The 25,577-nt window shown below is 63.2% G+C and carries 22 protein-coding genes; 5 read left to right on the plus strand and 17 right to left on the minus strand.

Annotated features, from left to right (window positions below; genetic code table 11):
- Window positions 1-3: 3 nt before the first annotated feature.
- A complete protein-coding gene (locus tag UB31_RS32390; protein WP_045013754.1) occupies window positions 4-1,458 on the minus strand; it encodes an MATE family efflux transporter in 1,455 nt (484 codons plus the stop codon).
- Between the two features lie 158 nt (window positions 1,459-1,616).
- On the opposite strand from UB31_RS32390, the gene UB31_RS32395 reads away from it, so the two are divergent.
- Window positions 1,617-2,192 (plus strand): TetR/AcrR family transcriptional regulator, encoded by a 576-nt coding sequence (locus UB31_RS32395; protein WP_045013755.1) that lies wholly within the window; start codon window positions 1,617-1,619, stop codon window positions 2,190-2,192.
- A gap of 21 nt (window positions 2,193-2,213) precedes the next feature.
- Here UB31_RS32395 and UB31_RS32400 read toward each other — a convergent pair whose 3' ends face one another.
- The 12 genes from UB31_RS32400 to UB31_RS32455 form a co-directional block, all read right to left on the minus strand.
- On the minus strand, window positions 2,214-5,351 hold the full coding sequence (locus UB31_RS32400; protein ID WP_045013756.1) for an efflux RND transporter permease subunit: 3,138 nt from the start codon (window positions 5,349-5,351) through the stop codon (window positions 2,214-2,216).
- Window positions 5,348-6,547 carry an efflux RND transporter periplasmic adaptor subunit gene (locus UB31_RS32405; RefSeq protein ID WP_245306114.1) on the minus strand — a complete coding sequence of 400 codons (1,200 nt, stop codon included), beginning with the start codon at window positions 6,545-6,547 and terminating at the stop codon, window positions 5,348-5,350. Before UB31_RS32405 ends, UB31_RS32400 begins: the two co-directional genes overlap by 4 nt.
- 756 nt (window positions 6,548-7,303) lie before the next feature.
- The gene (locus UB31_RS32410) at window positions 7,304-7,591 is read right to left on the minus strand and encodes a DUF1330 domain-containing protein (protein ID WP_045013757.1); all 288 of its coding nucleotides are present in this window, start codon (window positions 7,589-7,591) and stop codon (window positions 7,304-7,306) included.
- A gap of 10 nt (window positions 7,592-7,601) precedes the next feature.
- A complete protein-coding gene (locus UB31_RS32415) occupies window positions 7,602-8,531 on the minus strand; it encodes an NAD(P)-dependent oxidoreductase (RefSeq protein ID WP_045013934.1) in 930 nt (309 codons plus the stop codon).
- A 66-nt stretch (window positions 8,532-8,597) separates the two neighbouring features.
- Window positions 8,598-9,875 carry an amino acid ABC transporter substrate-binding protein gene (locus tag UB31_RS32420; RefSeq protein WP_045007749.1) on the minus strand — a complete coding sequence of 426 codons (1,278 nt, stop codon included), beginning with the start codon at window positions 9,873-9,875 and terminating at the stop codon, window positions 8,598-8,600.
- Between the two features lie 30 nt (window positions 9,876-9,905).
- Window positions 9,906-10,637 (minus strand): ABC transporter ATP-binding protein, encoded by a 732-nt coding sequence (locus UB31_RS32425; protein ID WP_045007750.1) that lies wholly within the window; start codon window positions 10,635-10,637, stop codon window positions 9,906-9,908.
- The gene (locus UB31_RS32430; RefSeq protein WP_045013758.1) at window positions 10,627-11,391 is read right to left on the minus strand and encodes an ABC transporter ATP-binding protein; all 765 of its coding nucleotides are present in this window, start codon (window positions 11,389-11,391) and stop codon (window positions 10,627-10,629) included. The genes UB31_RS32425 and UB31_RS32430 overlap by 11 nt, the downstream gene beginning before the upstream one ends.
- On the minus strand, window positions 11,388-12,386 hold the full coding sequence (locus UB31_RS32435) for a branched-chain amino acid ABC transporter permease (protein WP_045013759.1): 999 nt from the start codon (window positions 12,384-12,386) through the stop codon (window positions 11,388-11,390). Before UB31_RS32435 ends, UB31_RS32430 begins: the two co-directional genes overlap by 4 nt.
- Window positions 12,386-13,264: a branched-chain amino acid ABC transporter permease gene (locus tag UB31_RS32440; RefSeq protein ID WP_045013760.1), complete on the minus strand. Its 879-nt coding sequence runs from the start codon at window positions 13,262-13,264 to the stop codon at window positions 12,386-12,388. Before UB31_RS32440 ends, UB31_RS32435 begins: the two co-directional genes overlap by 1 nt.
- A 99-nt stretch (window positions 13,265-13,363) precedes the next feature.
- The gene (locus tag UB31_RS32445; protein ID WP_045013761.1) at window positions 13,364-14,347 is read right to left on the minus strand and encodes a quinone oxidoreductase family protein; all 984 of its coding nucleotides are present in this window, start codon (window positions 14,345-14,347) and stop codon (window positions 13,364-13,366) included.
- Between the two features lie 31 nt (window positions 14,348-14,378).
- Window positions 14,379-14,822, minus strand: a complete 444-nt coding sequence (locus UB31_RS32450; RefSeq protein ID WP_045007755.1) for a cupin domain-containing protein — start codon at window positions 14,820-14,822, stop codon at window positions 14,379-14,381.
- Between the two features lie 70 nt (window positions 14,823-14,892).
- Window positions 14,893-16,056, minus strand: a complete 1,164-nt coding sequence (locus UB31_RS32455; RefSeq protein WP_045013762.1) for a zinc-dependent alcohol dehydrogenase — start codon at window positions 16,054-16,056, stop codon at window positions 14,893-14,895.
- Between the two features lie 188 nt (window positions 16,057-16,244).
- Here UB31_RS32455 and UB31_RS32460 point away from each other — a divergent pair, with 188 nt between their 5' ends.
- The 3 genes from UB31_RS32460 to UB31_RS32470 are packed head-to-tail and all read left to right on the plus strand — an operon-like array spanning window position 16,245 to window position 18,921.
- Complete coding sequence (locus UB31_RS32460; protein WP_197090878.1) at window positions 16,245-16,889, plus strand: FadR/GntR family transcriptional regulator; 645 nt, start codon at window positions 16,245-16,247, stop codon at window positions 16,887-16,889.
- A 31-nt stretch (window positions 16,890-16,920) separates the two neighbouring features.
- Window positions 16,921-18,006, plus strand: a complete 1,086-nt coding sequence (locus tag UB31_RS32465) for an LLM class flavin-dependent oxidoreductase (RefSeq protein WP_045013764.1) — start codon at window positions 16,921-16,923, stop codon at window positions 18,004-18,006.
- A gap of 30 nt (window positions 18,007-18,036) precedes the next feature.
- Window positions 18,037-18,921, plus strand: coding sequence for a polysaccharide deacetylase family protein (locus tag UB31_RS32470; protein ID WP_045013765.1), 885 nt, complete (start codon window positions 18,037-18,039; stop codon window positions 18,919-18,921).
- A 1-nt stretch (window position 18,922) separates the two neighbouring features.
- Here UB31_RS32470 and UB31_RS32475 read toward each other — a convergent pair whose 3' ends face one another.
- Window positions 18,923-21,244 carry a molybdopterin guanine dinucleotide-containing S/N-oxide reductase gene (locus UB31_RS32475; protein WP_045013766.1) on the minus strand — a complete coding sequence of 774 codons (2,322 nt, stop codon included), beginning with the start codon at window positions 21,242-21,244 and terminating at the stop codon, window positions 18,923-18,925.
- 297 nt (window positions 21,245-21,541) lie between these two features.
- Here UB31_RS32475 and UB31_RS32480 point away from each other — a divergent pair, with 297 nt between their 5' ends.
- Complete coding sequence (locus tag UB31_RS32480; protein WP_045013767.1) at window positions 21,542-23,329, plus strand: peptide ABC transporter substrate-binding protein; 1,788 nt, start codon at window positions 21,542-21,544, stop codon at window positions 23,327-23,329.
- Between the two features lie 148 nt (window positions 23,330-23,477).
- On the opposite strand, the gene UB31_RS32485 is transcribed toward UB31_RS32480, so the two are convergent.
- The 3 genes from UB31_RS32485 to UB31_RS32495 all read right to left on the minus strand — a co-directional run bounded on the left by UB31_RS32485 (window position 23,478) and on the right by UB31_RS32495 (window position 25,400).
- Window positions 23,478-23,912, minus strand: a complete 435-nt coding sequence (locus UB31_RS32485) for a hypothetical protein (RefSeq protein ID WP_045013768.1) — start codon at window positions 23,910-23,912, stop codon at window positions 23,478-23,480.
- A 1,068-nt stretch (window positions 23,913-24,980) separates the two neighbouring features.
- Window positions 24,981-25,160, minus strand: a complete 180-nt coding sequence (locus UB31_RS32490; protein WP_045007765.1) for a hypothetical protein — start codon at window positions 25,158-25,160, stop codon at window positions 24,981-24,983.
- Window positions 25,161-25,193: 33 nt separating this feature from the next.
- Window positions 25,194-25,400 (minus strand): hypothetical protein, encoded by a 207-nt coding sequence (locus UB31_RS32495; RefSeq protein WP_045007807.1) that lies wholly within the window; start codon window positions 25,398-25,400, stop codon window positions 25,194-25,196.
- Window positions 25,401-25,577: the final 177 nt, after the last annotated feature.

Consider the following 25,577-nt stretch of genomic DNA (forward strand, 5'->3'; position numbering starts at 1 on the left):
GGATCACGCGCCACGCTCGGTGCGCCAGGTTGCCGGCGACAGCATGATCAGCACGCAGATCACCGCGTAGGCGGCGAGCGACACCGTGACCATGGTGGCGAGCCCCGTCATTCCAGCGCCAAAGCTCGTAACCGCGATCCAGCCGCCGCCGGCCGCGATCAGGATCCGCGCGATCGAACCGACGAGCGGGCCCAGTGCACGACCCGTGCCTTGGACCGCGAAGGACGTGACAAAGCCGAAGCCGAGCGCGGCATAAGCCGGCGCGACGATGCGCAAATAGGTCATGCCTTCGTTCACGACTTCGGCGTCATGGCTGAAAAGATGCAGCCAGGCGGTCGGGGCAATCGCCACCAGAAGGCCGATCGCCCCCGTCATGATCATGCCGGCGAGGCCGCTGATCCAGCCGATCTTTTGCGCGCGCGCCGTCTGGCCCGCGCCCATGTTGACACCGACCATGGTCAGGGTCGCGGTGCTGATGCCGAACAGCAGCGGGATCATGATGTAGTCGAGCCGCGAAGCGATGCCGTAACCCGCAAGCGCCGAGGTGCCGAACAGGCCGACCGCGCCGGTGACGAGGATGACGGTGAGGTTGGTCAGCACCGCGTTGAACGCGGTGGGGATACCGACCTTCAGCATGTCGCCGAAGATCTTTGCCCGCAACGGCACGATGCGCAAGGTCAGCCCGGCTGCGCCCGACGACATATAGCGCAGCAGGAACAGCATTGCCGCGCCATAATAGAGGCCGAAGGCGATGCCGGCGCCGCCGATGCCGAGGCTTGGGACCGGCCCGAAGCCGAAGATCAAGAGCGGAGAGACCGGGATGGTCACGATCGCGCCGATCAGCGTCACCAGCGCGGGCACCTTGACGTTGCCGGAGCCACGCAGCGCCGCCGCCTGGAGATTGACGATCCAGACCGGGATAGCGCCGGCGAAGAGATAGCTGGAATAGGTGATGGCGGCGGCAAGCGCCCCATCGCGGCCGCCGAGCGCGCGGAACAGCGCGGGACCGCCGAGGACCGCACCCAGTGTGAACAGTGCGCCCGCAATGATCGCGAGCACAATGGCGTGGAACAGCGCGGCATCCGCGTCGTCGCGACGACCGGCGCCGACCGCACGCGCCACCGAAGAGGCAACGCCGGAGCCGAACCCGCCGTTCGACATCATCGTCATCAGCATGAAGATCGGGAATACAAGCGCGGCGCCGGCCAGCGCATCCGTGCCGAGATAGCCGACATAATAGGCTTCCGCGATGTTGACCGCGGTCTGTGCCACCAGGACGGTCACCGTCGGCGCGGCGAGCTTGAGCAGGGTCGGCAGGATCGGCGCCGTCAGCAGCGCGGCGCGCCGCTGCTCGGTCGCGCTTTGGGCGGTCGCTGCCGCAGGGCGAAGGGGAGCCGCGGGGCGTACTGGGGCCTCCATTGCGGACAACGGCGATGCGGCGACGTCCTCGACTGACATTCGTTGTAGTCCTGTTGTTCCCTGGAGGTCGGCGCCCATCAGGCGACTATTGCATTACGTTTATAATTCATTATTATGATCATAATGCAATAGATAAATCGCTCACGATCCTGTGGCGTTGGCCTCAAGCCGGGCTTCACAGGAGGGAGTCAAGGCCCATGCGCTACGAAAAGGGACACAAGGACGAAACCCGCCGGCACATTCTCGATGTCGCCTCGGCGCAGTTCCGTGAGAGCGGCATCGCCGCGGTCGGCCTTGCCGGGATCATGTCGGAGGCGGGCCTGACCAATGGCGCCTTCTACACGCACTTCTCCTCCAAGGAGGAATTGGTGCGGGAGGTGCTCATGGATTCGCTCACCCGGCGTGAAGAGCGGCACAAGGCCAATCTCGAGAGCGGCGCCGCGCTCGAGACCACGATCCGCGACTACCTCTCGACGCAACACCGTGATCGTGCCGGAACCGGCTGCCCGACCGCCGCGCTCGTCGCCGAGATCGCGCGGCACCCGACGGCGACGCGTGATGCCTTCACAGGGAAGGTATCCGACATCATCGCGCTCATGACGAAGCAGATCCGCCAGGGCTCCGCCGAAGAGCGGCGGCGCAAGGCGATCACGATCTATGCGACCATGGTCGGCGCGCTGCAATTGGCGCGCGCGGTCAACGACAAGCAATTGTCCGAGGAGATTTTGGAGAATGCGGTGGAGGCTGCGGTTGCCCTCGCAAACGGACAATAGCTTCAGACTCGGGCCGGATTGCTAAACTTGTTCCGGCGTCTGCTTCTTGCGCGAGAGCCGTTTTGCCGCTTCGCGCCAGTTCTGGAATGTCACGTAGAGCATCGGCACCAGGAAGATGCCGATCGAGCTCGCCGCGAGCATGCCTCCGAACACCGCCGTGCCGACGGCCCTGCGGCTGATCTCGGCGGCGCCAGTGGCAACCACCAGCGGCACCAGACCGAGGATGAAGGCAATCGAGGTCATCATCACGGCACGAAAGCGCATCTGCGATCCCAGGATTGCCGCGTCCACTACTGAACGGCCCGCTTCGCGCTGCTCCTTGGCGAACTCGACGATCAGGATGCCGTTCTTGGCCGCCAGCGCAATCAGCACCACAAGGCCGATCTGGCCATAGAGGTCGAGATTAAGGCCGGCAATTTTGATGGCGAGATAGGAGCCGAGCACGCCGACCGTGACCGCCAGCAGCACGGGCACTGGAATGGTCCAGCTCTCGTAGAGCGCCACCAGGAACAGATAGGCGAACAGTACCGCGAGGCCGAGGATGATTCCGGTCTGCCCGGAGGCGGCCTGCTCCTGGTAAGCGGTTCCGGTCCATTCAAAGGAGTAGCCGGCCGGCAGTGTCGACTTCGACAGCTCCTCCATGGCCGCAATGGCCGTTCCCGACGACACGCCCGGCGCGGGTCCGCCGTTGACCGTCACCGAACGGAAATTGTTGTAGCGGGTGATGACCTGCGGTCCGGTCACGATCCGCAGGCTCGCGATCGAACGGATCGGCACCATGTCTCCGGTCGCGTTGCGCACATAGATCTGCCAGATATCGGGGATGTCGCCACGATTGGCGGCCTCGCCCTGCACGTTGACCTGCCAGGTGCGGCCGAACAGGTTGAAGTTGTTGACGTAGATGCCGCCGAGCGTCGCCTGTAGCGCGGTGAAGACATCGCTCATGTTGAGCCCGAGCGCCTGAGCCTTTGCCCGATCGATGTCGAGAAAGATCGACGGATTGGTCGCGGTGAAGGTCGAGAACACGCGGGCCAGCCGGGGATCGCGGTTGGCTGCGGCGATCAACCCGCCCATCACGCTGCCAAGCGCGGCCGGATCCTGTCCTTCCAGCGCGTCGAGCTGATATTCAAATCCACCCGACGTCGACAGACCAATGATCGGAGGCAGGTTGAACGGAAGGACGTTGGCCTGGCGAATCTGCGCTCCCTCGCCGAACGTCCGCCGGATCGTCGCCTGCACTGACTCCGCTGCCGTCTGGCGATCGGCGAACGGCTTCATGCGCGCGACGATAAAGGCGGCATTCGGCTCGTTGCCGCCGTCCAGCAGCGAGAAGCCGATGATCGCAAGCACGTGGTCGATCTGCGGCATCTTCTTCAGGAGCGCCTCGACCTGTTTGGTGACCGCACTGGTTCGCGCCACGGAGGCACCGTCGGGCAATTGCACGGCGATGAAGAACGCGCCCTGATCCTCTTCGGGCAGGAATCCAGTCGGCGTGATCTTCGATACGCCGAAAATGCCGCCGGCGAACACCAGCACCGCAACGAGCGACAGCGCAGCCATCCGCAACAGCCGACGCACGCCACCGGCATAGCGGTCCCGGATCCAGTCGATGCCACCAAGCACGCGTCCCATGATGCCGCGCCGCGGGCCGGTATGCCGCAGGAACACCGCGCAAAGTGCCGGAGACAGGGTCAACGCGTTCAGCGCGGAAATCACCATCGCCGCGCTGATCGTCACCGCAAACTGCCGGAACAGCGTTCCGGAAATGCCGGGGATGAAGGCGATCGGGACGAACACCGACAGCAGGACCAGCGAGATCGCGATGATCGGCGCCGTGATCTGCGTCATCGCCTTCTTGGTTGCGTCTGCCGGCGAAAGATCAGGCTCCTCCTCCATTACGCGCTCGACGTTCTCGACCACGACGATGGCATCGTCCACCACAATGCCGATCGCGAGCACCATGGCGAGCAGCGACACGGTATTGGCGGAGTAGCCGAGCGCAAGCAGCACGGCGAAGGCGCCGATCAGGCTGACCGGCACAGCGACCGCCGGAATGATCGTGGCGCGCAGATTGCCGAGAAACAGGAACACGACGATCACGACAAGAATGAAGGCTTCGCCGAGAGTCTTCAGCACTTCCTTGATCGTATCGGACACGAAGGTCGTGGAGTCGTACTGGACGAGATAGGCGAGACCCGGCGGAAAGCGCTCCGACAGCCTGGTGAGCGTGTCCTGCACCGCCTTGGCCGTCGTCACTGCATTGGCGCCGGGAGCCAGATAAATGCCGATCGGCACACCGGGATTGCCGTCGATGCGCGACTCGCTGTCCATGTTCTGGGCACCGATCTCGACCCGGGCGACGTCCTTGATGCGCAGCACCGATCCGTCCGTATTGGCGCGCAGCACGATGTTGCCGAACTGGGTCGAGGTCGTCAGGCGCCCCTGCGTCTGCACGTTGAACTGGAACTGCTGCTCATCACTGATCGGGCGCGCGCCGATGCGGCCGACCGGAGCCTGAACGCTCTGTGCCCGGATTGCCGCGATCACGTCCGAAGGCGCCAGATTGAGGCTGGTCAGACGCTGGGTATCGAACCAGATCCGCATCGAATAGTTCAGCTTGGCGAACAGCGTCGCCTGGCCGACGCCCGGCGTGCGGGAAATCGCGTCCAGCACGTTGATAATGGCATAATTGGTGATGAACAGCGGATCCTGCGCGCCGCTCTTGCTGTAGAGCACGATGAACTGCAGCACGGCGGAGGATTTCTTCTGCACGGTCAGGCCCTGTGCCTGCACCTCCGTCGGGAGCTGCGCGAGCGCGCTCTGCACGCGGTTGTTGACGTTGACAGTATTGATGTCGGGATTGCTGCCGAGCGCGAACGACACGGTCAGGGTATAGCTGCCGTCATTTCCGCTGGTCGACTTCATATAGAGCATCTTGTCGACGCCGACGACTTGCGCCTCCAGCGGCTGCGCGACGCTGGACTCCACGACCTCGGCCGACGCGCCAGGAAAGGTGGCGCTGACCGTCACCTGCGGCGGCACGATATCGGGGAATTGCGCCACCGGAATCTGCAACAGCGCAAGCGCCCCCGCGATCGTGATGACGAACGCGATGACGATCGCAAGCCGCGGGCGGTCGACGAAGACGGACGAGATCATGGAGACGTACCCGCGGACTTTGGTCCAATGCCATCGCGGCTCTTTTGGGTGCCAGTATCATCCGCCGTCGTCTTCATGCTCGACTGCAACAATGCGCTCGCCGGCCCGGGCGATACGGGCTGCCCCGGCCGCACCCGCTGGAGACCTTCGACGATGACCTTTTCGCCAAGCTTGAGACCACTCGTAATCGAGGCGACGGTCGAGGTGGACTGTCCGAGCTGGATGCGCCGCTGCTCGGCCTTGTTGTCGTCACCGACCACATAGACATATTCGCCTTGCTGGTCCGACAGCACCGCCGCCCGGGGGATCGCCAAGACCTCGACCGGCTCAACGCCTTCCAGAAGCACAGTCACGAATTCACTGTCGGTCAGCTCGCGTACCGCGCCCTGAGTCGCAGACCGCTCATAGAGCGGCGGATTCGGGATCGTGCCGCGCAGCGTGATCGTATCGGTATTCTGGGCAATGGTATTGTTGACGAAATTGAGCTGACCGGTCTGCTCGTAAAGCCGGCCGTCGGACAAGCGGATCCGGATTACGACCGCCTTGAAGCCGCCGCGCGTGACATAGCGCTCGCGCAAGATCAGGGCCTCGCGCACGGACACGGGGAAGACGACGTACATCGGGTCCTGGCTGACGATCGTGGTCAGGACGCCGGAACTCGGAGAAACGACATTGCCCTGCGTCACCGCCGTGCGGCCGATCATCCCGTCGATCGGTGAGCGAATCTGGGTGTAGTCGAGGTTGATTTGTGACTGATCGACCTGCGCCTGCGCACCCTGCACTTGGGCTTCGAGGCTTTGCTGATTGGCGACGGCCGCATCGTAGGTCGACTGCTGGCCGGCCGGACCGCTCAGGAGCGTTCGTGCGCGGTCGGTGGTCAGCCTTGCGTTCACGAGCGTTGCCTGCAACTGCGCGACCTGGGCCTTCTTGGCCGCAAGATCCGCTTCGAAGGGGCCGCGCTCGAGCTCGTACAGCAAATCGCCGGTCTTCACCTCGGCGCCTTCGACGAAATTACGCTTCTCCAGGAAAGCTGTCACGCGAGCGACCACGCTGACGCGATTGGGAGATTCGATGCGTCCCAGAAACTCGTTCGACTCGGTAATGGGCCGCTTGACCGTCTCCATCACGCCGACCGCCGGCGGACCGGCCTGGCCTGTCTGCGCCTTCGCCGGGCTGAACGCACCAAGGGAAGCCATTCCAATCACGATAGCACCGGCCGTCCGATTGATCGTCATCTTCAGCACGCTCACTTCCTCGAGCCCACCGTCTTGCACCTGACGCCGGCGCCCGCGCGGGTCAGTTGCGCCGTCGTGACCTCAGTCCGAACCGGCCGACATGGTCGCAAACCGTCGGCGCGGACGCAATAGTCCGCCGCAGGCGCCTGCGAACGCAGACATTGATTCAGAGGGAACCGGTTCACTTTCTCGGGAATAGGACTGGGCGAGCGTGCATGAGGGGCACGCGCATTCACGCCACGGCATCGCGAGCCAATGCGGTATTCCAGCAAGGTAACAAGTTATCAGTTTTCGTTGATCATGCCGTTCGCCGGAGCGCGTGGAAGCCATTCAATCTGAAGCAGCTATCTCGTGGCCGTTTTGCGGCAGCCGCAATGAATCTCTGGCCGGAGCAACACAGCGAAACTTGATGTGCTTGCATCGATCGGGTTAGCGTTGCGCGCGGCCTTACAACTTCCCCAAGTTCGTTTAGTTCGCACTGGATTGCCGCCTGACCCTGCCGTCAGGCGGCGGTCCAGTTACACCTTTCTCAGGTGACGCCGCTCCGCTTTTTCTCCCGCCCTTGGGCGATGCGTCGTTTCCGTCATTTCGACACGCGCAGCTTGGAGCGGGCGTCCCGATCGAGTTGAACTGCACTGCGGCTAGCCCGCGCGCCTTCGCAACGCGACGTTTCCTACCGCAAGAGAGAAACGCCACGAAACAATTTTCTTCGCCGAGCTATTCAATGCCTTCGACAGCCACCATGTGGCGCTCGGACGAGCCGATCGTGTACTTGAGCGCCTCGCTGTATTCGGGCGAATTGTAGCATTTGACCGCAGCATCGAGGCTCGGGAAGCGCGCAACGATGCTGCGCTCGTAATTGCCTCCCTCGAGGATCACCTGCTTTCCGCCGCGCGCGAGAAACACGCCGCCATGTTTTTCGATCGCCGGTCCCGCGAGCGCGGCGTACTTCCCGTAGGTCTCTGGATCGGTCACGTGAACGCGTGCGCACCAATAGGCGGACATGGATCTTCCTTTACGATTGAGGGGACGAAGTTGTGGACGCGCTCGCGCCACCGTGACGGTCGAAGCCGTTCATACGTTCGAGCACAGCGCAGATCGACGCGGTGTCGCGCGCCGCAAAGCCCAGCCCCTCGCCCGCGCGATAGAGCTGCTCCGCGGCGGCATAGACCGGCAGCGCGCAGCCGAGTTCGGCCGCGAAGCTCGAAATGATGGAGAGATCCTTGAGGTGGGTGCGCATGGTGGCCGTCGGCGTATCGTAATTTTCGTCGCGCATCAGCGGTCCGCGCATCTGGAACATGCGTGACGTCGCCGCGCTGTCGGCAAGCGTATCGTAGATCAGGCCAGGAGCGATCCCGGCCTTCATGCCAAGCAGCATCGCCTCCGCCGCGGCAGCATTGTGGATCGTCACGAGATGATTGGCGATGTATTTCATGATGCTGCCAGTGCCGAACCGGCCGAGATAGACCTGCCGCCGCGACATCGCCGCGAACGCCGGCCCGCACCGCGCGAAAGCCTGTTCGTCACCGCTTCCGAGGATCACCAGATCGCCGGTCGCCGCCTGCGCTCCGGTCCCGCTCACAGGGCAATCGAGCAGGGTCTTTCCTGCGCCCTCCATCGCGACGAGCGCCGCGCGTTTTGCAGAGAGAGGGAGCGTCGAACACTCGATCAGAATCTGCCCGGAGCCGCCTGCGCGGATGACGCCCGCGGGGCCCTCGATGACCTCGGCGAGCGCGATTCCGCTCGGCAACGAGGCAAAACTGATCGCGGCAGCTTCCACAACATCCCTCGGCGAAGCTAGCGCTTCGCCACCCATCTCGGAAAATCGATCCCGTGCCGCCGGCACGGGATCGTATCCGACCACGGCAAAACCCGCCTTGACCAAGTTCCCCGCCATGGCGGAGCCCATGATCCCGATGCCGAGCATGCCGATCGTCTCAGTCATGACGTCTCGTTTCTTCTTCTGAACGGTGCCCGGAATGGCGCATGCCCGCGCCATTCCGGTGACGCGTCAGTTCTGTGCGTTCTTCTGCGCATTCGTGAAGGGGTAGATCAGGTCGCCGGACTTGTACTTCGGCGGGAAGATGATCACCTCTTTGCCGGGTTGGGTGAACTGCTGGATGTCATTGCCCTTGATGTTGCGGAACTGGACCGCGAACATGCGAGGCTCGACCCACTCGCCATCGGGACCGAAGGTGATATCGCCGACCACGGTCTGGAACGTGTTGCCGTGGATGTAATTGATCAGCTTCTGCTGATCGACGCCGCCGGTCTTGGTCACGGCTTCACCGAGGATCTGAAGCGCCGAGTAGACGAACGCCGGCACGTAGTATCCTAGCGCGTCGACGCCAACCTCCGCTGCCTTGGCCTGATACTTCTTGAGCATGTCCTCGATGCCCGGGAATTTGACGGTGGGCTCGGGGATATACTGCTCGAAGCTGACGACGCCGTTGAGGGCCTCGCCGAGCTGCTGCTTGATCGCGGCATATTGGGTGCCGACCATGGCGCCGCCGAACACTTTCGGCTCGAGATTGATCTCGTGCGCGGTCCGGATGATGCCGACCGTATCCGACGGATAGGACGCGACGAACACCAGGTCCGGCGACGTCGCCTGGAGGGCCTTCAGCACCGGCGTGAAGTTCACCGTCGTCGGCGGATAGACCTTGTCATAGACGACGGTGAGACCGAGCCGCTTGGCCTGCGCGCGGGCGCCTTCGAGCGCGTTCTTGGCGAATTCCGCGTCCGCTCCGACCAGCGCCACTGTCGTGGGCTTCGGGTCCATCGCGATCGCGTTGTCGAAGAAACCGCGGGTCAGCGAATCCTTGCCGTTCGGTCCATAGGGCTGGATCTGGAAATAGCCGGGGTATTTGAACTGCTCGTTGATCGCCAGCGCGAACATTCCCATGATCAAGCGCTTGTGCTGGATGATCATGGGCATTGCCGGCGCGGTCTGGTTGGTGTTGTTGGACAGCAGCAGGTCGACCTTGTCGACATCGAGCAGCTTCGAATAGATGCCCGGCACGAGCCCGGGATTGCTCTGGTCGTCATAGGCCACGAGCTCGACCTGCCGGCCAAGCAGGCCGCCGGCCTTGTTGACCTCGTCGGCCCAGATCTGCGCACCGAGCAGCGCTGCCTTGCCGTTGCCAGCGAGCGGCCCGGTCAATTGCATGCCGAAGCCGATCTTGATCGGATCCGCCGCGCGCGCTGCGTCGGTGAACGCATACGCGGCAATCATTGTCGAGAGCGCCAGTGTGACGCCCCTTAAAGCTTTCAGCCGAAACATCCTCATGCCTTCCTCCCTTGTTTGTTGTTTCGCGTTCTACGTGCCGAGGTAATGCTGTCGTATCAGATCGCTTTGCTGCATTTCTTCGGCGCTCTCGCCGCGGAACGCGATTTCCCCGTGGACGATCACATAACCCTTGTCGGCGATCCGCATCGCCTGCGTAAAATTCTGCTCCGCCATCAGCACAGTCAGATGATAGCGCTCTTTGAGCTGCGCGATCATGTCGATGGTGCGGCTGACGAACAGCGGGGCTAAGCCCACCGAAGGCTCATCGACAATCAGGATGCTCGGCGCCGACATCAGCGCCCGCGCCAGTGCCAGCATCTGCTGCTCGCCGCCGCTCATCGTGCCGGCCAGCTGCGCGCGGCGCTCGGCAAGTCGCGGGAACGCCTCATAGCAATAGGCCATGTTGTCCTTCAGCCGCGCCCGCGCCGTCGGACGATAGGCACCGAGCAGGAGATTCTCCTCGACCGTCAGGCGTGGAAACAGCCGGCGGCCTTCCGGGACAAGTGCCACGCCGAGGTCGATGATCTCCTCGGTCTCCTTGCCGATGAGGTCGTGCTCCTTGCCGTCGATGGTCGCGACGATGCGCCCCGAGGTCGGCCGCACCACCCCCATGATGGTCTTGATCAGCGTGCTCTTGCCGTTGCCGTTGGTGCCGAGCAGCGTCACGGTCTCGCGGGCGGCCACGTTCATCGACACGTTGTGGAGAACGCGGACCGAACCGTAGCCGGCATGGATGTTATCGATGCGAATGCTACTGGCCAAGATACGCCCCTATCACCCGTTCATCGGCGATGACGTCCTTCGGCGCGCCGTCAGCAATCTTCTCGCCGGCGACGAGCACCACCAGCCGCTCTGAGAACGCCATCACCGCGCGCATGATGTGCTCGATGAAGATCACCGCGACGCCGCGCCTGTTCAGCGCGAGCAGCAGCGCCAAAATCTCGTTGACCTCCGAATGCGAGAGGCCAGCGAGCGCCTCGTCCGAGACCAGCAGCGTCGGATCCGTCGCCATCGCGCGCGCCAGCTCCAGCTTGCGCATCTCAACCTGGGTCAGATCGCCGGGTAGACGGTGCAGCTTGCCGCCGAGACCGAACTCGCCGAGCAAGTCCGTACTGCGGGTCCGGATCTGCTGCTCGGTCAGATGCGTGCCGCCGCGCGCATTGACGGCATAGACCAGCGGAATACGGAGATTGTCGAGCAGCGACAGGCTGTGAAACGGACGCGGCAGCTGGAAGCTGCGGCCGAGCCCGAGCCGCGCACGCTGGTAGGACGACAGCCTGTCGATGCTCCTGCCGGCAAACGAGATCGAACCACCATCGGTCTGGAGCGCACCGCACAGGCAGTTGGTCAGTGTGCTCTTGCCCGAACCGTTCGGACCGATCAGACCAAGCCGCTCGCCGGGCCGGACCGCGAGATCGATCTTGTTCAGCGCCACGAAGCCGCCAAAGCGTTTGGTGATGCCCCGTGCGTCGAGAAGCAGATCGCTTGCCGCCGCGTCCGCGTCGATCATCGTCATTGACTGCTCCGCTTTTCGGCAGCCAGCATCGCAGCGAGGGGATTTGTTTCCGGGTCGGGTTTCTTGCCGCCCATGGAGCGGATCAATCCCAAAATTCCATTCGGCGCGGCGATCACGAAGATCACGAGCAGCACACCGACCACGAGTAGATTGACCGATGACGAGATCAACACCGTCATGGCCTGTTGCATGGTGCCGAGCAGGACCGCACCGATCACCGGCCCGAGCCAGCTTGTGGTCCCTCCGACCAGCGGCATCGCGACGCTGTTCACGGTGTAGGCCAGGCTGAACGACGAGGTCGGCTCGACATAGGTCAGATAGAACGGCAGCGGCGCGCCGGCCATTCCCATCAAGGCGCCGCTGACGGCCGCGGCGACCAGCTTGAGCCGCAGCACCGGAACGCCGGATGCGGCCGCAGCGATCTCATCGTCGCGAATAGCGGCAAGGCCGAAGCCGAAGGTCGAGCGCTCGATCACGCGCGCGGTCACGACGGCTGCGACCGCAAGCACCGTCATCAGGAAGAAGAGATAGGCGACATAGCTGCCGAACACCAGAACCTCGCTCGGCCGCATGATGTAGATGCCACGCGAGCCGCCCACATAGTCCCAGTTGGTGATGAAGGTCTGGACGACGACCGAAAGCGCAAGCGTCGCGATGGTGAAGTAGACGCCGCGCAAGCGGATCGTCAAATAGCCCATCGCAAGACCAACGCCTCCGCACAGCACGCCCGCAATGAGAATGAGCACGGGGATCGGCAGATCGAGCCATTTATTCAGGGCCGCCGCGCTGTAGAGGCCGATGGCCAGGAACGCCGTCGTGCCGAAATTGACGTAGCCGACATAGCCGCCGAGGATGTTCCAGGCCGTCGCCAGCACGACATATTGCAGCACGAAATAGGCCGCGAACACGTAGTACTCGTTGGTCACGAACATGCTGCCGGCGACCAGCGCGATACCGACCAAACAGGCGAGAGCGATGAACCGTCCGTTGGACATCAAGCTCTCCCGAACAGGCCGGCCGGCCTGACCACCAGCGCGATCAGCAGGAAGCCGAATGCGATCGCCGGCGACCATGACGGACCGTAGAAGGTCGCCGTGATGCTCTCCGCGACACCCACGATCACGGCCGCGATGAAGGTGCCCGGCAGCGAGCCGACGCCACCGAGAACGCAGATCGCAAAGATCCTGCCGATATAGTCGCGCCCCATCGACGGCTCGACCGGCTGGAGAATGATGAGGAAGGCGCCGGCCATCGCGGCCGTGGCCGTGGAGAGACCAAAGGCAATGCGCTTGACGCGAACGGGTGAGGCCCCCATGAGCTGAAGCGCGAACTTGTCCTGCGCCACCGCCATGATGGCGCGCCCGGTGAAGGTGCGCGTGAAGAAGATTTGCAGGCCAATCAGGAGCAGGACCGAGGCCAGGAACGGGATCAGCATTCGGACCGGCAGCGAGATCGGCCCGAAATTGTAGGACGGCCCGATATAGGGCGCTTCGACCAGACGATAGTCGACGCCGAAGATTAGCTGAAGCCCGACCTCGGTGATGAAGAGGAGGCCGAAGAAGAACGCAAGGCCGCGGATCAACTGCGTGCCGCGCCGCTCGAAGGCGAATTCATAGGCGCCATAGAGCAGCGTGCCGAGAAAGTAGAACGGAACGGTCGCGAGCACACCGACCAGGATCGGATCCCATCCGAACTTGGAATTCAGCACATAGACGATGAACGATCCGAGCAGGATGAGCGCCGGATGGGCGATGTTGCTGATGCCGAGCATGCCGAATGCGATCGAAATGCCGACCGCCATGGCCGCGTAGAAGCCGCCGACGAGAATCCCGGACACGATGGAATCGAGCAACAATCCCGCGACTTGTCCCATCCGCTCCCGGCCTCCTCCTGTTTGCGCACGCAATGAAAATTATTGTTCTTGTTTCGGCGGTGGCATGGAGGCGGGACTTTTCCGCCGCCATCGATAGCATCAGGGTATCAGCAGCGACGACCCTCGAGTTGATCCGGCCTCAAGATCATGGTGGGCAGTTGCCGCCTCGGACAGGGCATAGCGGTGCCCAATCATCGGCTTGATCACGCCCTTGCCGACCAGATCGAACACGGCGACCGCCGATGCTAGCAGATCGTCGCGCGCAGCGATGTAGGTCGCAAGCGTCGGGCGGGTATAATAGAGAGATCCGTTCTTCTGGAGCAACGCCGCCTCGAGCGGCGGCGGCGCGCCCGTGGTCGCGCCGAAGGTGACGAAGAACCCGCGCGGGGCGAGTGAGGCAAGCGTGGCTTCAAAGCTATCTTTGCCGACGGAATCGTAGGCGATCGCGACACCCTTGCCGCCGGTCAGCGCCTTCACGCGCTCGGGGATCCGCTCGGTCTTGCGATCGATCACGGCGTCATAGCCGTGCGCGAGTGCCAAAGCCGCCTTCTCGCCGCCGCTGGTCACGCCGATCATGCGGGCGCCGAGATGCTTGCCCCATTGACCGGCAATCAGGCCGACGCCGCCCGAGGCCGCATAGAACAGCACCTGCTGCCCCGGCTTGACCGGAACACACCGGTTCAAGAGATACTCCGCGGTCATCCCCTTCATCAGCACGGCCGCGGCAGCCTCATCGCTCACGGATTGCGGAATGGGAACGAGACGTGCAGCCGGCATCAGCCGGTGGGTCGCATAGGCGCCCGGCGCCGAGCCGCCGTAAGCGACGCGGTCGCCAACCTTGAAGTCGGTCACGCCCTCGCCGACGGCCTCGACCACGCCGGCCGCTTCCGCACCTAAGCCTGCCGGCAGATCGAGCGCATAGGAGCCGTCGCGAAAATAGATGTCGATGAAGTTGAGGCCGATCGCAGTCTGCCGCATCAGCACCTCGCCCTTGCCGGGCGCGGCGAGTTCGACCGCCTCCAGTTTCTGGACATCCGGGCCGCCCTGCGCGGCCATGCGAATTGCGTTGGCTTTCGTACCCATACAAGAATTCCTGTGTGCCGTTCCTGGTCTATCAGGATGCCATCTTGATGTCGGCGCCCTGCGGAATCTTCAGCCGCACGCTGTCGGGGATCGTTAGGGGCTGGTTGGCACTGTCGAGGAACTCGACCGTGGCGAACAGGAGGTCCGTGGTCCCGATGTTTTCGACCGCATGCACCATATACTCGCCCGCACCAAATGCGAGATGCTTGGTCTCGCCCTTGTAGTGCTCGACGTCGACGATGCGGCCGTCCTCGAAATAACCGCGCGCCTTGCCCGCGTTGTGCGCCGTCCAGAAATAGGTCAGCACGTGGCGATGGAAGCCGCAACGCTTGCCCGGCGCGATCGACAGATGCCAGACGCGGACGCGATCGGTCTCCGACACCAGCACGCTGCCGACGCACCCGCTGTTGCGCCCCTCCTCGTATTCGCGCTGCACTTCGACGGGCCAGTGCGCGCGTGGATTTGAGTCAGACATGAGCCGGTTCCTTCCAGATGCTAGCCGCTGTCGCGGCCATGATTCAGGCAACGCCGATCAGGCGGCGTCATCACGCCACTTCTTTCTTGGTCTGGGTCACCACCCCGCGGGTCTTGATGACGACCTTGATGGCGTCATCAATGCGGTTGCGCGCGTAATGCAGCGCCATCGGCAAATCCGTGAGCGGGAATGTGTGGGTGTGGATGAGCGTGGCATCGAAACGCTTGGCCGCCATCAGCGCCATGGCGCGGTGTGTCGCGCTCTTGCCTTCACCGCGAATGCCGTAGACGTAGACATTGTTCTTCACCAGCGCGCCGATATCGGCAAGGACCGGCTCGTGCGGAAACGCCGCGAGGCAGATCCTTCCGCCGCGATTGACCATCTTCGCGGCTTCGTTGATTGCCGTGTCGGTGCCGGCACATTCGACGACATAATCGGCGCCGCGGCCCGTCATCTCCTTGACGACGGCAACGAGATCCTCGTTGCGCACGTTGACGACGCGATCGGCGCCGAGCTTGGTGCCGATGGCGAGCCGGGCATCGCGGGTGCCCGACAGGATCACCGGACTGGCGCCAAGCGCCTTGGCAACGGCCACGGCGAGAAGCCCAATCGGGCCCGGCCCCGTAACGACCACGCTCTCGCCGGCAACGAGGCCGCCGAGCTCGGTGAGGCCGTACATGGAGGTGCCCGCGGTCACAACCAGCGTCGCCTCCTCGTCGCTCATGTCATCAGGCACGCGCGACAGCGTATTAATGTGGTTGACGGCATATTCGGCGAAGCCGCCATCGGTCGTGAAGCCGTTGGCGCGATGGCCCTTGTCGACGTTGCCGTAGTTCAGGCCGTAGTTGTGGCAGGAGGTGTACATGCCCTGCCGGCAACGCTTGCACTGGCCGCAGCCGGCATGGATCTCGACCGTGACGCGCTCGCCGATTTTGTATTCATCGACGCCGGGGCCGAGTGCCGCGACCGTGCCCATATACTCATGGCCGGGCGTGAAATTCTTGTTGAACGGCGGCCCGCCCTGGATCAGCGCCGGCGTGCCATGCTCGATGATCTCCAGATCCGTGGCGCAGATCGCAACCGCATCGATGCGCACGAGCACCTCGGCGCGCTTCGGCATCGGCACGGGCTTTTCGGCCAGACGCAATTGGCCGGGGTCACCCAGCACCCAGGCCTTCATCGTCTCAGGAATCGGCATGTCGGTTGACGTGCGAACGCCAGCGGCCTCGACCATCGCAACGATCCTCACCTATTGGTCAACCAATTTTGACAATTGGCCTTTTGATTGGTTGAAGCCTCGCTTTCAAAGCTGCTGCTGTCAACGCCAAAATTCCAGGTCTGTCGTTTTGGTCTTGCATTCGTGAACACAATGCGCGCGAAATAGAGATTGGTTGATATTGGTTGCGAAAGAGGATTGGACCGGTGTTCGATTTGTTGGCTCGATTGACGGAAGACGGTCCCGGCACGCGCCTTCCTCCGGAGCGACAACTCGCGGCGCAGTTCGGAGTTTCGCGCAACGAGATCCGCAAGGCGCTGGCGCGGCTGGAATTGGACGGCCGCCTCTCTCGCGAGGTCGGTCGCGGCACCTTCATTCGCGCGCCTGCGGAAGCTGCGACTTCGAATCTCGACGCGCTGCGCGACAGCACCAGCCCGCGCAATGCGATGGAGGCGAGGCTCGTGCTCGAGCCGGAGATCGCAAGCCTTGCCGCGGTCAACGCCACTTTCAAGCAGATCGAAGGGATGCGCGTGCTGGCGCGGCAGATGCGCGAAGCCGAGACGTGGAAAGACTACGAGACGCTGGACGGGCGGCTGCATCGTCTGATTGCGGAGGCGACTGGCAATCCGCTGCTGTCGGCGATCCATCAGACCGTCGATGACGTCCGGCGCGCCGTGGTCTGGCGATGGCTCGACACCAGGCCAGAGCGTCCGCCCGGGGATTATTCGTCGTTTGCCGAGCACGATGCGCTGATCGACGCGATCGAGCAGCGCGATCGCATCCGGGCGATGGAAGCAATGCGGCGGCATTTAAGAACCACCGTGGACAAGCTGATGGGAACGCAGGCCTGAATTCCCAGACAAAACCAATAAGGTGCCGGCCATGAAACTGGGCTTCTTCACGATGCCGATCCATCCGCTGGACAAGGACTGGAAACAGTCCTTGCAGGAGGATCGCGAAGCGTTCCTGCTCGCCGATGAACTCGGTTTCAGCGAGGCTTATGTCGGCGAGCACATCACCGATCGGGCCGAGAACATCACCTCCTGCGTCGCGTTCCTGGCCTGGATTGCAGCTGCGACGAAACAGATCAAGCTCGGCACCGGCACCGTCAACATGCCGAACGTCCATCCGGCGACTGTCGCCGCTACCATCGCGATGCTGGATCACATGCTCGACGGGCGGCTGATATTCGGCATCAGCCCGGGCGGCCTGCTCTCGGACGCCGAATTGTTCGGCACGCTCGAGCGCGATCGCAACGCGATGTTCCTCGAGGCGATCAACCAGGTCCTGCAAATCTGGGCGAGCGAGCCGCCCTACAATATCGAGGGCAAATTCTGGAACATCACGACGCAGAAGACGCTGATGGCCGATATCGGCCAGGGACATATCGCGCGGCCCTTGCAGCGGCCGCATCCGCCGATCGTCGTCACCGCCGTTGCGCCGTTTTCGAAGGGCGTCACGGAAGCCGCCGCACGCGGCTGGGATCCGATCTCCGCCAACTTCCTGATGCCGGTCTGGGTGAGGAGCCACTGGCCCAGATATGTCGAGGGCTGCAAGCGCGTCGGCCGCACCGTTGATTTTGCCAACTGGCGGGTGGCCAAGAGCGTGTTCGTGGCGAAGGATATGGCGACCGCGAAGGCCTATGCCACCGATCCGGATAGTCCTTACGTATATTACTATCGCTCCCTCTTCACCAAGCTGAAGCGCAACGGGCGCATCGAGCTGTTCAAGACGCGGAGCGAACAGCGGGATGACGAAATCACGCTCGAATCCGTCTGCGACAAGCTGATCATCTGGGGCACGCCCGACAGCGTCGCCGACCAGATCCTGGCGTTTCAGGAGGAGGTCGGGCAATTCGGCACGCTGCTCTATGCCGGCAAAGATTGGAGCGATCGCGAGCTCGCGCGCCGCTCGATGATCCTGATGGCCGAGCAGGTGATGCCGCGCGTCACCGCCGGCACACGATAATTTCAGCCCTTTCACGACAGGAGGCTCGCGATGGCCCTCAGTGACCGCATTCCCTATCAGGCCCTGATCGACCGGCCGAAGCTGAAGCTGCCGAACGGCAAGCGGCTTGCTGTGTGGGTGATCCTCAATGTCGAGGAATGGCGGATCGAGAACGCGATGCCGCGCGTCGTGCTGAGCCCGCCGATGGGACAACCACTGCTGCCTGATGTCCCGAACTGGTCGTGGCATGAATACGGCATGCGCGCGGGCTTCTGGCGACAGTTCAAGGCGCTGACGGATCGCAATATGAAGGTCACGCTGGCTGCAAATGCCGATGTCTGCAACGCTTATCCCCGCGTCGCCTCGGCCGCGCGCGAGGCCGGCTTCGAATTCATGGGCCACGGCTTCATGCAAGGCCCGATGCACAGGCTTCCCGACCAGGCCGACGCGATCAAGCGATCGGTCGAGACGATCGCGAAGTTCACCGGTCGCGCGCCGCGCTCGTGGGAGTCTCCGGGCCTGACCGAGACCGAAGAGACGCTCGATCTGTTGCGCCTCAACGGCATCGAATATGTCGCGGACTGGGTGATCGACGACCTGCCGCAGGACATCGCGACGCCGCACGGCACCATCACGACGATCCCCTATACGGTCGAGACCAACGACATCGTCGTCCACGCGCTCCAGCATCTGCCGTCCGACCAATTTTTGCAGCGTGGTATCGATCAGTTCGATCGGCTGTATCTCGAGGGCGCCGACAATGCGCGCGTGATGGCGATCTCGATCCATCCCTACATCACCGGCGTGCCGCACCGGATCAAGTATCTCGAACAGCTACTCGACTATGTCATCGGCCACGACGGCGTCGCGCTGATGACCGCGAGCGAGATCGGCGACTGGTATCGCGCGGAGATGACGCGGATCGCGCGCGGTTAGCCTAAACCGGATCGAACGCGCGGATCGGCGGCAAATTGCCGGTGAACTTCTCCACCTCCACCGTCGTGAGCTGGCCGGTGCAGCCTTGCGCAAAGGACGAGGTGCCGATGTCGCGGGTGAGCACGTTCGGATTGCCGTGAACGCAGAGCGGCGCCTCGTCCTCGGGATCCATCGGGTCGTACCAGGCGCCGGTCGGCAGCTGCACCACGCCGGGCGCGATGCCGTCGGTGACGTTCACCGCGGCGAGACAAGCGCCGCGTTCGTTGAACAGGCGGATGATGTCGCCATCCTTGATACCGCGGACATCAGCGTCGCGCGGATTCATCCGTGCGACCTCGCGGCCGCGATGTTTTGCGGCGAGCGAATGCCCGCCGAAGTCGAGCTGGCTGTGCAGGCGCGTCACCGGCTGGTTGGCGACGAGGAAGCACGGCGCGTTGCTCTTCGGCATATCGGACTTGTCGAGCCAGACCGGATGGCCCGGACAATCCGCATCGCCATGCCCTGCGATCTTCGCCGAAAAGATCTCGATGCGTCCGCTCGGCGTCGGCAGGGGATGAGCGACCGGATCCTCGCGGAAGCTGCGCAGCCTGCCGCCATCGTCGGGCTGTTGCGGCACGACCAGGCTGCCGCGCTGCCAGAATTCGTCAAAGCTCGGAGCCTCGAGGCCGCGCTTGGCGAGCGAGGCCCGGGTCGGCTCGTAGAGATGTTCGAGCCATTCCCTTGATGTGCGCCCTTCGGTGAAGGGTTCGCGGGCGCCGAGACGATCGGCAAGATCGGCAAAGATATCGTAGTCGTCGCGCGCAAGACCAAACGGCTCGGCGATGCGGTGCATCGCGACCATCAGCGGATCATTGGTGGAATAGCCGATGTCCTCGCGCTCGAGCGTCATGGTCGAGGGCAGCACGATATCGGCGTGCCGCGCCGTCGCGGTCCAGGCGAGCTCGTGCACGACCAGCGTGTCGACCTTCGCGAATGCCTTGCGCAGGCGGTTGATGTCCTGATGGTGATGGAAGGGATTGCCGCCGGCCCAGTAGACCATGCGAATGTCCGGATAGGTGCGCGTCTCGCCATTGTAGCGATAGGTGGTGCCGGGATTGAGCAGCATGTCGGCGATGCGCGCCACCGGAATGAAATCCCGGACAGCATTGCGGCCCTGCCCCAGCGTCGGCCCCGGCACGTCGTTGACGCGGCGGCCGTAATAGCCGATCGCGCCGAGCGAATAGCCGTAGCCGCCGCCCGCAAGACCGATCTGGCCGAGCGCCGCCGCCAGCACCATGCCCATCCACACCGGCTGCTCGCCATGCTCGGCGCGCTGGAGCGAATGCGAGACGGTGATCAGCGCGCGCTTGCCGGCAAGGCGACGCGCGAGCTTGCGGATCGTCTCCGCATCGATGCCGCAGATCGCGGCGGCCCATGCGGCATCCTTGGCCTGGCCGTCGCTCTCGCCGGTGAGGTAGCGCAGGAACACCGGCCAGCCCTCGGTGTAGCGATCGAGGAAGGCCTGATCGTGCAGGTTCTCGTTCACGAGCGTATGGACGATGCCGAGCATCAGCGCGGTGTCGGTGCCGGGCGTGCAACTCATCCATTCGGCGCCGGCCTCGACGGGCAGATCTTCGCGCAGCGGGCTCATCAGGATGAACTCGCAGCCGCGCTTGCGCGCCGCTTCCATGGCACCGCGCTCGACATGCTTGCTGATCGAGCCGCCGGCCACCATCGAGTTCTTCAGCGCCATGCCGCCGAATGCGAGCACGATGTCGGTCTCGGTCGCGATCTGCTCCCAGGTGACGTTGCGCTTGGTGATGTCTTCATAGCCCGCAAGGATCTGCGGCAGCAGCACCGAGGACGCGCCCGAGGAATAGGAATTGACCGAGCGCACATAGCCGCCCAGCGCGATGTTGAGGAAGCGGTGAACCTGGCTCTGCGCGTGATGCAGGCGGCCCGCGCTCGACCAGCCATAGGAACCGCCGAAGACGGCGCCGGGGCCGCGCGTGTCGCGGATGCGCGCCAGCTCATCGCCGAGCAGGTCGAGCGCCTTCTCCCAGCTGACCGAGACGAATTCGTCGCGGCCGCGCCGATCGTCGGGACCGGGTCCGCGTTCGAGCCAGCCGCGGCGAATCGCCGGCTGCGCGATGCGTGCCTGGTGGCGCAAGGCGCCCGGAAAATTGTCGATGATGCCGTTCGGATCGGGATCGCCGGCATAGGCCCGGACCTCGAGCCCGGCGGCGCTGTTACGGGCCGAGAACACGCCCCAATGCGAGGTGTGCGGCTTGAAACCGTCCGACAAATCGAGGCCGGGGTCGGGGAAGCCAATCGTATCATCCATCGCGTGGTCCTCATCGCGGAGCGCCGCGCAGGCGGCTCCGAGGGACACTATAATGAGGCGGCCCGGTTGAGGGCAACGGCCTAACCATGGCCGCGGCTCGGAGCATAGCGGCCTCGCGGAGATCGCAGCCCTTTAGGGCAAGCAGCTTCAACATTGTTATTGCGGCCTTTCATCGCAAGCGCACCATTTCACGCCAACTGCCTCATCTTTGACTCCACGCGGCCCGACGACCCGCGTTAGAGTGCATGTCAGTTGCGGCCGGCGACGACTTTTCTTTGCGAAGGTGGAGCTCATCTGATGAACGAAAACGACATCCGCAACGCCATCGCGGAGGTGAAGCAAGGCACGCTGTCGCGCCGCTCGTTCATCCAGACACTGGCTGCGGTCGGGATCGCGGCGCCAGTCGCGAGCCAGATCCTGATCTGGAACGACGTGGCGATGGCGGACTCCACGCTTGCCTACAAGCCGACCAAGGCCGGCGGCGGCGGCCCGCTCAAGATGCTGCTCTGGCAGGCGCCCACTTTGCTCAATCCGCATTTTGCGCTCGGCACCAAGGACCAGGTCGCCTCGCGCATCTTCTTCGAGCCGCTCGCCGGCTGGGACAAGGAAGGCAACCTCATCCCCTGCCTCGCCGCCGAGGTCCCGACCAAGGCGAACGGCGGCCTCGCGGCGGACGGCATGAGCGTCACCTGGAAGCTGAAGCAGGGCGTGACATGGCATGACGGCAAGCCCTTCACCGCCGACGACGTCGTCTTTACCTGGACATACGCCGCGGATATCGCGACCGCGGCGTACACCACGGGGTCCTACCAGAATATCAAGGTCGAGAAGATCGACGACCACAACGTCAAGGTGATCTTCAAGGACCCGACGCCGTTCTGGGCCGACCCCTTCGTCGGCTCGGTCGGCCAGATCCTGCCAAAGCATCATTTCGGCGACTATGTCGGCGCCAAGTCGCGCGACGCACCGGGCAATTTGAAGCCGGTCGGCACCGGTCCCTACAAGTTCGTCGAGTTCAAGCCGGGTGACCTCGTCAGAGCCGAACGCAATCCCGACTATCACGTCAGGAACCAGCCGCATTTCGACACGCTCGAAATCAAGGGGGGCGGCGACGCGGTCTCCGCCGCCCGCGCCGTGCTCCAGACCGCCGAATACGACTACGCCTGGAACCTGCTGGTGGAGGACGAGGTCCTCAAGCGCATGGAAGCCAGCGGCAAAGGCAAGGTGGAGTTCACGACCTCCGGCGGCCTCGAGTTCATCATCCTCAACACGACGGACCCATGGACCGAGGTCGACGGCGAGCGTTCCAGCGCCAAGACCAAACACCCGACGCTGTCCGATCCGGCCGTTCGCCAGGCGATCAACCTGCTGATCGATCGCGAGGCGATCCAGAAATACATCTACGGCCGCGGCGGCATCGCTACCGCAAGCTTCGTCAACCAGCCCTCGCAGTTCAGGTCGAGCAAGCTGACCTACGAGTTCAACGTCGAGAAGGCGAACAAGATCCTCGACGATGCCGGCTGGAAGATGGGCGCGGACGGCGTCCGCGAGAAGGACGGCAAGAGGCTCAAATATGTCTTCCAGACCTCGATCAACGCGCCACGCCAGAAAACGCAGGCCATCATCAAGCAAGCCTGCCAGAAGGCCGGCATCGACATCGAGATCAAAGCGGTCACCGCCTCGGTGTTCTTCTCGTCGGACGCCGGCAACCCCGACACCTACTCGAAATTCTATTGCGACATGGAGATGTACAACGCGACGCAGCCGCAGCCCGATCCGGAGCGATTCCTCAACCAGTGCGTCTCCTGGGAGATATCGAGCAAGGACAACAAATGGCTCGGCCGCAACGTCTCGCGCTGGTCTGATCCCGAGGCCGACAAGGCCTACAAGGCCGCGCAGAAGGAGCTCGATCCGGTCAAACGCGCCGCACTGCTGATCAGGGTCAACGAGATCTTCTGCGAGGCCAACGTGCTCGTGCCGCTCCTCTCGCGCAACATCGTCGGCGGTGCCGTCAATAGCCTGATGGCGGATATCTCGGGGTGGGACGTGACGACATGGAATCTGGGGAGCTGGTATCGGAGCTGAGGGTGGAGAGAGGATCGCTGCGAACGCTTTCGTCATTGCGAGCGAAGCGAAGCAATCCAGAATCCCTCCGCGGGAAGCCTCTGGATTGCTTCGCTTCGCTCGCAATGACGGAGCAAGGAGCATCGTCAGCATCCTCCAACTCTCGCCGCTATATCTTGCGCTGCCTGATTGACTTCAGCCAATCCGACAAGCGTGGATGCCCTCTGAATCTGTCCTCCAGGCTCGCCAATTCCTGCTGGAAGAGTGGCAGCGAGAGCAGCCTTTCAATATCGGGCTCCCTGATCTTCCAGATCGGCGATGGAAAGAAGCCGTGAACCCTGAGTTCATAGAGCTCGCAGATCGAGTGGATGATTTCATGCACGGCCCGCCGCTCTTCCGCAGTGATCTCGGTGCTGCCAGGCGCCCCGCGTTCGAGGAACGCGGTGACCGGGAGGCGACGCCGCAAGTCGGAGATCCGGTCGGAATATCTCAGGAAGATATCGGCACCCAGACGCCGGTTGTTGGTGTGCAGCGCCGTGTAGATCGCGATACTGCCAACGATGACGGTCCCAAGCGTCATGAATTTGAGAATATGATCGAGCACTCGCAGGTCTCCTTGCACGGCGCGTCGGAATGACCACGGGAAACTAGCTCGATCTGCCGTGAAGTCGAGTGTTGAGGTAGCGCATAGGGTGGGCCGAGCACTCTCCCGGCTCCTCATCCTGAGGGGCGCGGAACGCGCGTCTCGAAGGTGAAGGCCCGGCTCCTGGCCTCAACATCGTCATTGCGCCTATGCTCACAATGACGGAGCGAGATGCATCATCGCCGTTCTCTCATTTGCACTTATAGACACGCCTTCGCGTTCTCGCGGCGCATTTCGCCCGAGCTTTGCTTCGACACTCCACCCACTTGAGCCAAGAGGGCGCAGGGAAGGCCGGGTGCCGGCTGGCACCCGCGGTCTGCTGCGCGAAAGGTAGCGCAGAAGAGACCGCACAGCAGCATACAGGTGTAGCCAATCACTCGGCCTTCCCTGCGCGATGGTTGGACGGCTTATGCCGTGCTCTCCCGGGAGCCGAGTTCGTTCTGGCCTCCCTCACTCCAGCGAAATTCACCGGCACCGCGCCGGTTGACGCGACTGCCGCATCCGCAAGAGCTTGGCCGTAGCAACGACGGCCAGGACCACACGGTCTTGCCGTACGCACGGCTCGCCATTTCGCCGCAGTTTTCCCAGCCCTGTCGACGGAGCCGGAAACTTACAGACGAGACGAACCTGACAGCGCCGCTCATCCAGCACGAAGTTTTGGGCTCACGGAGAGCAATCCGCCCTGCCCGCACTTCTCGCGCCCGACGCTGCCGCGTCCACCGCAAGCCCGGCTCGCGAAAATGACGACACAAGATCGCCTCTCAAGGATGAGCCAGGATGGCCGAGAGATACGCCGTTTCCGAATTTCGGTAAAGTGGAATATTTTTATGAGGAAGGATTGACGGGGCGGCGAAACAGGCCAGGATTTTGCCCGACGGGCGAGCAGCCGGCTGCGCTTCCGGTGGCTTGGCAGCTGGGCCAAGCAAGGGACTTAAGCCACGAGGACGACGTTCTGAAAAGGAAGGCATGCTGAAAAGCAAGGCACGCTGAAAAGGACGACATGCCTGGACCGTCGCCGCAATTCACGGCTCATCCGATAAGCCATCGCCCTTTGTGGATATCGAACTTCACCGAGCCTTCGTCGCGCATTTTCAACAGGAGGGACTGGCAAGCCTCCTCGTTCGCAACATTGGCGCGTTTCATGACTTCGTAGACTTTGAGCGGCTTCTCGCGAAGCGCATTCAGGATATTTTCTCGATCATTCAGCACGACGAAACTCCTCCTACCAACAAGCGCGCAAGATCACTGAAAGTACGATAGCTGATCTTCCGTTACGACCCGCTCGACATTCTCCGACTTGCTCTTGATACGGTAGCGAAGACGTCCATCTGCCTCGATCGGCATACATTGAACGATGGTGTAAATCATGGCTGGATCAAGTGCTGCACGTCCTTGTGGACCTTGGGGCTGGTGGCGAACGTCGTCATTCAGCTTATAGGCATATGCCATGTGCTTACCTCTGAAGTCATCTCCCATTCCTCTAGCGCAGAGCATGCTGTGACGCAATGTAACCATTGCCCTCCGGCTCAGGCTCCTGGAAGCAGAAACAGCGCTGCGCGGTCCGACCGTGTCCGGCGATGTCCTCAGGTTTCGGGCGGGTCTATCGCCCTTTGCAGTCTCCCCACC

This window comes from Bradyrhizobium sp. LTSP849 (assembly GCF_000938255.1).
Lineage (GTDB): Bacteria > Pseudomonadota > Alphaproteobacteria > Rhizobiales > Xanthobacteraceae > Bradyrhizobium.